The sequence below is a fragment of the Verrucosispora sp. SN26_14.1 genome, from assembly GCF_004307965.1.
Taxonomy (GTDB): Bacteria; Actinomycetota; Actinomycetes; order Mycobacteriales; family Micromonosporaceae; genus Micromonospora.
Window position 1 is genome coordinate 1 of sequence record NZ_SISL01000278.1, and the last position, 8,023, is coordinate 8,023.

Sequence of the window (8,023 nt, forward strand, 5' to 3'; positions counted from 1 at the left end):
GACGGGCTGCTCGCCGGACGACTCCGGCCCCGCCCCGGTCGGACCTGGCACCGCCCCGGTCGGACCCGGCGGTGTCGTGGGCCAACCCGGCGGTGTGGTGTGCCACTCGGGCGGCGGGAGTGGACCGGGACGGGCCGGGCGGGGAGCGGGGGCCAGACGGGGGGAGAGCCGGTGGGCGAGCAGCGCCAGCAGCGCGGCGGTCACGGCCAGCGCGGCCAGGTACGCCTCGTGGTGCACCGGGGGGATCGTCCGCAACAGCCCGAGCACGCCCATCGCGAGCGCCCCGACCAGCCAGCCCCGGCCGGCGGCGCGGATCGTCGTCGAGCGGGGGACCAGGGCCAGCGGCAGCGTGGCGGCACCGATCAGGAGCACGGTGAACAGTGCGGCCAGCGGCCAGAGCGGCACGAACCGGTCCAGCCCGCTGAGCAGCAGCACCTGGTCGACCAGCCAGCCACCGGCCTGTGTCAGCAGGGCGATGGTGACTGTCGCCCCGCCGACCAGCACCGCCGCGACAACGGCCCAGGGGCTCCCGGCGTCACCGGACGTCAAGTGATCGTCACGCATCCGCACACCCTACGGTCCGGCCTCCACCGGTCGTCCCCGGCGGCCGTGGCATGCCACCAGGTGATCGCTGCGGCTACCGTGGACGGGTGCGCGATCCCCACGTCTTGCGATCCGTTGCCGGCCAGCTCTCGCCCGCCCGCCGGGCCGACGACCTGCGTCGGCTACGGGCCGAGCGCTTCGACGTTCTGGTCATCGGCGGTGGTGTGACCGGTGCAGGTGCCGCCGTCGACGCGGCCTCCCGGGGGCTGAAGGTGGCCCTGGTCGAGGCCCGCGACTTCGCGGCCGGCACGTCCAGCCGGTCCAGCAAACTGATCCACGGCGGCCTGCGCTACCTGGAGCAGTTGGAGTTCCACCTGGTGCACGAGGCGCTCACCGAGCGGGGTCTGCTGGCCACCCGGCTGGCGCCGCACCTGGTGCGTCCGGTGCCGATCCTGGTGCCGCTTCCCGCCGGGCAGGGCGTACGCGATCTTCCGGCCCGGGTGCTGCGGCGGGCCTACTACGGCGCCGGGGTGGCCGCGTACGACGCCTTCGCGGGTCTCTTCGGCGGTGGCCGGGGCATGCCGTTGCACCGGCACCTCAGTCGCGAGGGCGCCCGCCGGGTCTTCCCGAGCCTGCGGACCGAGGGACTGGCCGGCGCGATCCGCTACTACGACGGTCAGGTGGACGACGCCCGCCTGGTGGTGACGCTGGCCCGGACCGCGGCGAGCCTGGGCGCGACGGTGGTGAGCAGCACCCGGGCGGTCGGGCTGATCCGGCAGGCCCGGGAGGTGACCGGGGTGCGGGTCCGTGACCTGGAGTCGCCCGCCGGGTCCCCGGAGGGCGAGTTCGAGGTACGCGCCCGCACCGTGATCGCCGCCACCGGCGTGTGGACCGACGACATGTCACGGATGCTCGACGACGTCGGGTTGCGACGTGGCATCCGGGTCCGGGCGTCCAAGGGGGTGCACCTGGTGGTGCCCCGCTCGGCGATCACCGGTGAGACCGGGCTGATCCTGCGTACCGCCCGGAGCGTGTTGTTCGTGATCCCGTGGGGCGGGCACTGGATCATCGGCACCACGGACACCGACTGGCAGTTGGACCGCTCGCATCCGGCGGCCTCCGCCAGCGACATCGACTATCTGCTACAACAGGTGAACACCGTGCTGGACCGGCCGCTCACCACGGCCGACATCGAGGGCGTCTACGCCGGGCTGCGCCCGTTGTTGGCCGGCGAGGCCGACTCCACCTCGAAGCTGTCCCGGGAACACGCCGTCATCGAGCCGATGCTCGGGTTGTTGCTGGTGGCCGGCGGCAAGTACACGACGTACCGGGTGATGGCCTCGGACGTGGTCGACCGGGCCGCGCACCGGCTCGGGGCACAACGTCCCTCGCGCACCGCCGACCTGCCGTTGCTCGGCGCGGACGGGTACGCGTCGATGTGGCGGGACCGGGCCGACCTGGCCCGCCGGCACGGGGTGCCGGTCGGTGTGGTCGAGCACCTGCTGGAGCGTTACGGCAGCCTGGCCCTGGACCTGCTCGCCCTGATCGACGCCGACCCGTTGCAGGCGTCTCCGCTGGCCGGTGCGCCGGAGTACCTCGCGGCGGAGGTGACCTACGCGGCCCGTGCCGAGGGCGCGCTGCACCTGGAGGACGTGCTCACCCGGCGTACCCGGGTCTCCTTCGAGACCACGCACCGGGGGCTGGAGTCGGCCGGACACGCGGCCGAGTTGATGGGTGCGGTGCTGGGCTGGGACGAGGCACGGCGGGAGCGCGAGGTGACGCACTACCGGGCACGGGTGGAGGCGGAGCGGCAGTCGCAGTTGATGCCGGACGACGCGACGGCGGACGCCGCCCGGCTGGGTGCGCCGGACGTGCGCGGCTATCCGGCGGACCGTGGTGCCGACGACGGGGCGGCGGGGCTGCCACGCTGACCAGGTCCATTCTGGATATCGCTGCCGGTGGATGTCCGTCCGGACGGTTCCGTGCCCTACCTACGGTAAGGTAAGTTCCGCGCGTGATAGCGCAACCCTGGTCACGGCTGCTGTCCCTGCCCGTCACCGCCCTGGTGGTGGTCGCCCTGAGCGGATGCGCCCCGTTCGGCCAGCGCGCCGAACCGGAGACGTCGGTGAGCGGACCGGCCGCCGACCAGCCGGGTGCCGGCGGCGCCGCGACCAGCGGCCAGGGGCGGGTCAGCCTGTTGCAGAACCTCGGCAGCGACGGGCCGCTGCGCACCCTGAACGTGACCCCCGACGGCCGCTGGGAGTGCATCGACTGTGCCGGCGACGGCGTCACCTCGACCGGCACACTCAACGAGGAACTCCGCGAGCGGTTGCAGCAGTTGCTCGCCGATCCGAGGCTGGCCCGGGAGACCGACGAGGCCCGGGGTTACCGGGTCACCTGCGTCGGCGCGTTGACGTCCAGCCTGCTCACCTCGGCGGGCCTGATCACCTCGCAGGACTGCCCCGGCGAGGAACGACCCGAGGTGGCCGAGGAGATCCTGCTGCTGCTCACCCAGAACACCCCGGCCGAGATGGTCGGCTGAGGCGGCCCGTCAGAAGCACCCCGCCCCCGGACGGCCCGGATCAGAGCACCTTGCCGGGGTTGAGCAGCCCGGCCGGGTCGAGTGCGTCCTTGATCGCCTGATGCACCCGGACGCCCACCGGCCCGATCTCGCGGGCCAGCCACTCCCGCTTGAGCAGCCCGACGCCGTGCTCGCCGGTGCAGGTGCCGCCGAGTGCCAGGCCGAGTCGCATGATCTCGTCGAAGGCCCGGCGGCCCCGCTCCAGACTGGCCGGATCGGCCCGGTCGACCACGATGTTGGGGTGCATGTTGCCGTCACCGGCGTGACCGACCACACCGATCGGCACCCGGCACTCGGCGGCGATCCGGGCGACCCCGTCGAGCAGCGCGGCCAACGCCGCCCGGGGCACCGCCACGTCGTCGATGATCAGCCCACCGTTGCCGTCCGGATACGTGTCCGAGGCGTACTTCTCCATCGCCGGGTGCGCCAGGCGTCGGGCCTGGAGGAGGGCGGCGGCCTCCACCGCGTCGGTGGCCGCGTACACCTCGGCGGCACCGGCCGCCGTGCAGACGGCGGCCAGCTCGGCCAGGTCCTCGGCGGCGCGGGGACCGGTGTCGGCGGCGGCCAGCAGCAGCGCCTCGGCGTCGGTGCGCAACCCCATCGGCCGGTACGCCTCGATCGCCACCAGGTGGGTGCGGTCGAGCAGTTCGAGCAGGCTGGGGGAGAGGCCACGGGCGGCGATCCGGGCCACCGCGTCGCCCGCCTCGGCGGTGGAGCCGAAGACCGCCACCATCGTCAACGACTCCGCCGGAGCGGGCCGCAGCGCCACGGTCACCTCGGTGACCACCCCGAGGGTGCCCTCGGAGCCGACGAAGAGCCGGGTGAGGTCGTACCCGGCGACCCCCTTGGCGGTACGCCGGCCGGTGCGCAGCACCTCACCGGAGGCGAGCACCACCTCCAGGCCGAGCACGTACTCGGTGGTGACGCCGTACTTGACGCAGCACATCCCGCCCGCGTTGGTGGCGACGTTGCCGCCGATCGTGGACGACTCCCAGGAACCCGGGTCCGGCGGATACCACAGGCCCTGCTCGGCCACGGCGGCGCTGAGCGCCGCGTTGACCACGCCGGGCTGGACCACCGCGATCCGACTCACCGGGTCGATCTCCAGGATGGTGTCCATCGCCACCGTGCTCAACACCACCGCGCCCGCGACGGCGTTCGCCGCACCGGCCAGACCGGTCCGCGCGCCCTGCGGCACCACGGGTACGCCGTGCCGCCCGGCCGCCCGGACCACGGCGGCCACCTCCTCGGTGCTGCGCGGCCGGACGACCGCCAGTGGGGTGCCGGACGCGCACAGGTCGGCCTCGTCCCGCTCGTGCCCGCGCAGCAGGTCCGGGTCGGTGAGGACGGCGTCCGGGCCGAGCGCGGCGCGGAGGTCGTCGAGGAGGCTGGCCATGGGCCGAGGCTACGACCGGCCGCTGGCGATCATCAACCTCGGGTCGCTGCCGGGTACCGTGACTGCCGTGATCTTCGTGGACCGGCCGGCCTGGCCGGCACGGGGCCGACTCTGGTCCCACCTGATCAGTGACGTCTCCGTCGCCGAGCTGCACGCCTTCGCCGAGGCGCTCGGTGCGCCCCGGCGCGGCTTCGACCGGGACCACTACGACATCCCGGCGGAACGCTTCGCGATGGCGGTCTGGCTCGGCGCGCAGGTGGTGCCGAGCCGCGAGATCGCCCGGCTCCTGCGGGCCACCGGCCTACGTCGCCCCAAACACCTCGCCGCCCGGGTCCCGGCCGGTGAGGGCGGCCAGCTCGCGGGTCAGGTTGGCCCGGGCCCGCGCCTGTCCGGCGTCGGCCAGCGGAGCTGACCGGAACAGCGCGGGCAGGGCGATCAGCCCGGAGAGCACCCGGGCCCGACCGACCCGGTAGTCCGGCTCCGGCACGTGGGCGTACTCCCGCCGGATCGCCGCCGCGTACCTGTCGTACTCCGGCTCGGGTGCGGCCAGCACCGCCAGGTCGGCGTCGCAGAGCAGTACGCCGTCGGCGTCCGCCGGGTCCACCGCGTGCCCGGCGGTGAGCAGGACCAACCGGCCGACCTCGGCCACCTCGGCGGCGGGCAGCCCGACCCGGGTGAGCAGGACCTCCGCGAGCGCCGCGCTGTCACGTTCGTTGCGGTCGCCGGGCGCCCGGGGGTCGTACACCGCGTCGTGGCACCAGGCGGCGAGCCGGACCAGATCGGGCTGGTGCGCGGCGGGTGCGTACCGGTCGACGACGTCGAGCACGGCGGTCAGGTGGTCGAGGGTGTGGTAGTGGCGGTGCGGCTCCTGCCACCGGGCGACCAGCTCGGCCCCGGCGTCGTCCACCGCCGTCGGCCGGGTCGCGCCCGCCGAGAGGGCGGCGGCGCGCCACCGGTGCGTCAGCCCCGTCACCCGCACGAGTCTGCCGCACCGGCCGGGGGTCCGCGTCGCGGCGGTTCCGGATCCGTGCCGGCCCGGCCCGAACCGCCTCCGGCGGGCGTCGCGTCCGGCAGTGTTCCAGAACGGGCGGACCGTCACCCGACGGGAGGATGCACCCGGTCGGCGAGGAATGTCCCGACGTGCGGCGGGTAGTCGCGGCCATGGCGGTGGCCCGGGACCGACGATTCACCCTGCTACGCGGCAACCGCATGCGGGACGGCCTGTCGGACGTGGACACCCAGCGGATCGCGGAGACGGTGGCGCAACTGCACCACCGGGGCAAGGCCACCCTCAAGGACCGCCTGCACCGGGTCCGGATGTCGCTCGCCCTGGCCCTCCAGGCGGGTCTCGCGGCCGGGCTGGCCTGGGTGGCCGCGCACGAACTGCTGGGCAATCCGCAGCCGGTCTTCGCCCCGATCTCGGCGGTCGGCACCCTCGCCGTCTCGGTGGGCCAGCGGTTCCGCCGGACCGCCGAGCTGATCATCGGGGTGGGTGTCGGGGTGTTCGTCGGTGACCTGCTGGTCTATTTCCTGGGCACCGGTCCGTGGCAGCTCGCGTTGATCGTCACCTCGGCGATCCTGCTCACCATCTTCGCCGGTGGCAGCGTCGCCATCGTCATCCAGGCGGCGGCCACCGCGGTGCTGATCGCGACGCTCAGCCCCTCCGTCGAGGACCTGGAGATCCCCCGGTTCATCGACGCGCTCGTCGGCGGCAGCATCGCGTTGCTGGTCACCGCCGTCCTGCTGCCGCTCAACCCGCTACGGGTGCTCAACCGCGCCGCCCGGCCGGCCCTGGACCTGCTCGCCGAGCAACTCGACAACGCCGCCGACGGCCTGCGCGACCGGGACCGCGACCGGATCCAGGAGGCGCTGGACCGGCTGCGGAACAACAAGGAGGAACTGTCCGCACTCAGCGAGGCGATCGAGGGGGCGAAGGAGACCGCCCTGCTCTCCCCGGCACGCTGGCACCGGCGCAGCGAACTGACCCACTACGCGGAGGCGGCCGAGCCGATCGACCGGGCGATGCGCAACAGCGGCACGCTGATCCGGCGGGCCGTCACCCTCGTCGAGGACGACGAACCGGTCCCGGGGCCGATGCCGGACGCGATCGCACACCTCGCCGAGTCGGTCCGTCTGCTCAAGAAGGAGTTCGCCCAGGGCGAGGAGCCCGAGCAGGCCCGGGAACGGTCGCTGCGCGCGGTCAGCGAGGCCGGCCGGGCGTACGCCGAGGGGGTCGGGTTCTCCGGCAGCGTGGTGGTGGCCCAGGTGCGTACCACCGCCAGCGACCTGATGGTGGCGTCGGGGATCAGCCAGGAGGAGGCGAACCGGCTGGTCCGGCAGTCCTTCGGTGAGCTGGACCGGCCGGGTGCGCCGTCCGGCCCGGAACCGGCCGCCAAGGCGCCCACCGCACCCCCGGTCGGCTGAGCCGGGGGCGGGGTGCCGATGCGCCGGGCCGGGTGGGCTCGGCATGACTACGCTGACCGCATGGCCGACACCCCGTCCGGCGGATACCTGCCGCCGTCGCCTCCCGTGCCCGGCGCGCCACCCGGTGGCCCCGGTACGCCCGGCATGCCGCGTCGCCGGTTCCGCTGGCGGCGGGCGCTGGTGCTGGCCGGGGTGATCCTGGTGATCGCGGCCAGCGCGATCTTCATCATCTTCACGCTCGGTGCCAGTCTCGGCGGGGAGGCGTTGCTGGTCGGTACGGCCGCCGCGATCCTGCCGGTCCCGGTGCTGGTGGCCTGCTTCCTCTGGCTCGACCGGTACGAGCCGGAGCCGTTGAAATACCTCGTCTTCTGCTTCGCGTGGGGTGCCTTCGTCTCCACCTCGATCTCGTTGCTGGTGAACGAGACGGCCGCCAACTGGTTCGACGACCAGGGACTGCCCGCCGGTCTGACCGCGGTGCTGGTCGCGCCGTTCATCGAGGAGCTGACCAAGACCCTCGGCCCGATCCTGCTGCTGATCTTCCGGCGGCGGGAGTGGTCGGGCATCACCGACGGGCTGGTCTACTGCGGACTCTCCGCGATCGGCTTCGCGATGGTGGAGAACATCCTCTACCTCGGCGGCCTCGGGTACGCCTCCGGCGTCGAGCAGTACGGCCCGGCGACCGGTGCGCAGCAGGTCATCGCCATCTTCATCGGCCGGATCCTGCTGTTCGGCTTCGCCCACCCACTGTTCACCTCGTTGGCGGGTATCGGGCTCGGTATCGCCGCCCGGGCGGCGGACCGGCGGGTCCGTTTCTTCGCCCCGGTCGCCGGTCTGCTGCTGGCGATGATGCTGCACGGCGCGTGGAACCTGCTGCCGACGCTGGCCGAGGCCACCGGCGAGGTGCTGATCTCGGTGGTCGGCATCGTCGGGGTGATGGTGCCGATCTTCTTCGGCATGGTCGGTTTCGCGGTCTGGCTGCGGGCCTGGGAGGGCCGGCTCACCGAGCGGACCCTGCCCGACTACGTCCGCGCCGGCTGGCTGACCCCGCCGGAGGGGGCGGCTGTCTCGTGTACACATCT

The 8,023-nt window shown here is 73.7% G+C and carries 7 protein-coding genes and 1 pseudogene; 5 read left to right on the forward strand and 3 right to left on the reverse strand.

The window, feature by feature from the left end; all coding sequences use genetic code 11:
- Window positions 1-564 (reverse strand): annotated as a pseudogene (locus EYA84_RS21515) (hypothetical protein); the annotation flags it as partial.
- Between the two features lie 50 nt (window positions 565-614).
- Here EYA84_RS21515 and EYA84_RS21520 point away from each other — a divergent pair.
- Both EYA84_RS21520 and EYA84_RS21525 read left to right on the forward strand, forming a co-directional pair.
- Window positions 615-2,474 carry a glycerol-3-phosphate dehydrogenase/oxidase gene (locus EYA84_RS21520; RefSeq protein ID WP_131054854.1) on the forward strand — a complete coding sequence of 620 codons (1,860 nt, stop codon included), beginning with the start codon at window positions 615-617 and terminating at the stop codon, window positions 2,472-2,474.
- Window positions 2,475-2,557: 83 nt separating this feature from the next.
- Window positions 2,558-3,085 (forward strand): hypothetical protein, encoded by a 528-nt coding sequence (locus EYA84_RS21525; RefSeq protein ID WP_131054855.1) that lies wholly within the window; start codon window positions 2,558-2,560, stop codon window positions 3,083-3,085.
- A gap of 40 nt (window positions 3,086-3,125) precedes the next feature.
- Here EYA84_RS21525 and EYA84_RS21530 read toward each other — a convergent pair whose 3' ends face one another.
- On the reverse strand, window positions 3,126-4,520 hold the full coding sequence (locus EYA84_RS21530; protein ID WP_131054856.1) for an FAD-binding oxidoreductase: 1,395 nt from the start codon (window positions 4,518-4,520) through the stop codon (window positions 3,126-3,128).
- Between EYA84_RS21530 and EYA84_RS21535 the strand changes: the two genes are divergently transcribed.
- Window positions 4,519-4,932: a DUF4031 domain-containing protein gene (locus EYA84_RS21535; protein WP_343232781.1), complete on the forward strand. Its 414-nt coding sequence runs from the start codon at window positions 4,519-4,521 to the stop codon at window positions 4,930-4,932. The two genes, EYA84_RS21530 and EYA84_RS21535, sit on opposite strands and share 2 nt — an antisense overlap.
- Here EYA84_RS21535 and EYA84_RS21540 read toward each other — a convergent pair.
- A complete protein-coding gene (locus EYA84_RS21540) occupies window positions 4,822-5,493 on the reverse strand; it encodes a metal-dependent phosphohydrolase (RefSeq protein ID WP_131054857.1) in 672 nt (223 codons plus the stop codon). The two genes, EYA84_RS21535 and EYA84_RS21540, sit on opposite strands and share 111 nt — an antisense overlap.
- 236 nt (window positions 5,494-5,729) lie before the next feature.
- On the opposite strand from EYA84_RS21540, the gene EYA84_RS21545 reads away from it, so the two are divergent.
- Together EYA84_RS21545 and EYA84_RS21550 are read left to right on the forward strand one after the other, a co-directional pair.
- Entirely contained in the window at window positions 5,730-6,944 is a 1,215-nt protein-coding gene (locus EYA84_RS21545; protein ID WP_236145890.1) for an aromatic acid exporter family protein, read from the forward strand.
- Between the two features lie 18 nt (window positions 6,945-6,962).
- Window positions 6,963-8,023 (forward strand): PrsW family intramembrane metalloprotease (locus EYA84_RS21550; RefSeq protein ID WP_131054858.1); only part of this gene is annotated, 1,061 nt, incomplete at its 3' end.

Excerpts from the sequence above, each read along its gene's own strand:
- EYA84_RS21520 (WP_131054854.1), top strand. The coding sequence starts at position 615 with ATGCCACCAGGTGATCGCTGCGGCTACCGTGGACGGGTGCGCGATCCC.
- EYA84_RS21535 (WP_343232781.1), top strand. The coding sequence starts at position 4,519 with ATGGGCCGAGGCTACGACCGGCCGCTGGCGATCATCAACCTCGGGTCG.
- EYA84_RS21530 (WP_131054856.1), bottom strand. The coding sequence starts at position 4,520 with ATGGCCAGCCTCCTCGACGACCTCCGCGCCGCGCTCGGCCCGGACGCC.
- EYA84_RS21545 (WP_236145890.1), top strand. The coding sequence starts at position 5,730 with ATGCGGGACGGCCTGTCGGACGTGGACACCCAGCGGATCGCGGAGACG.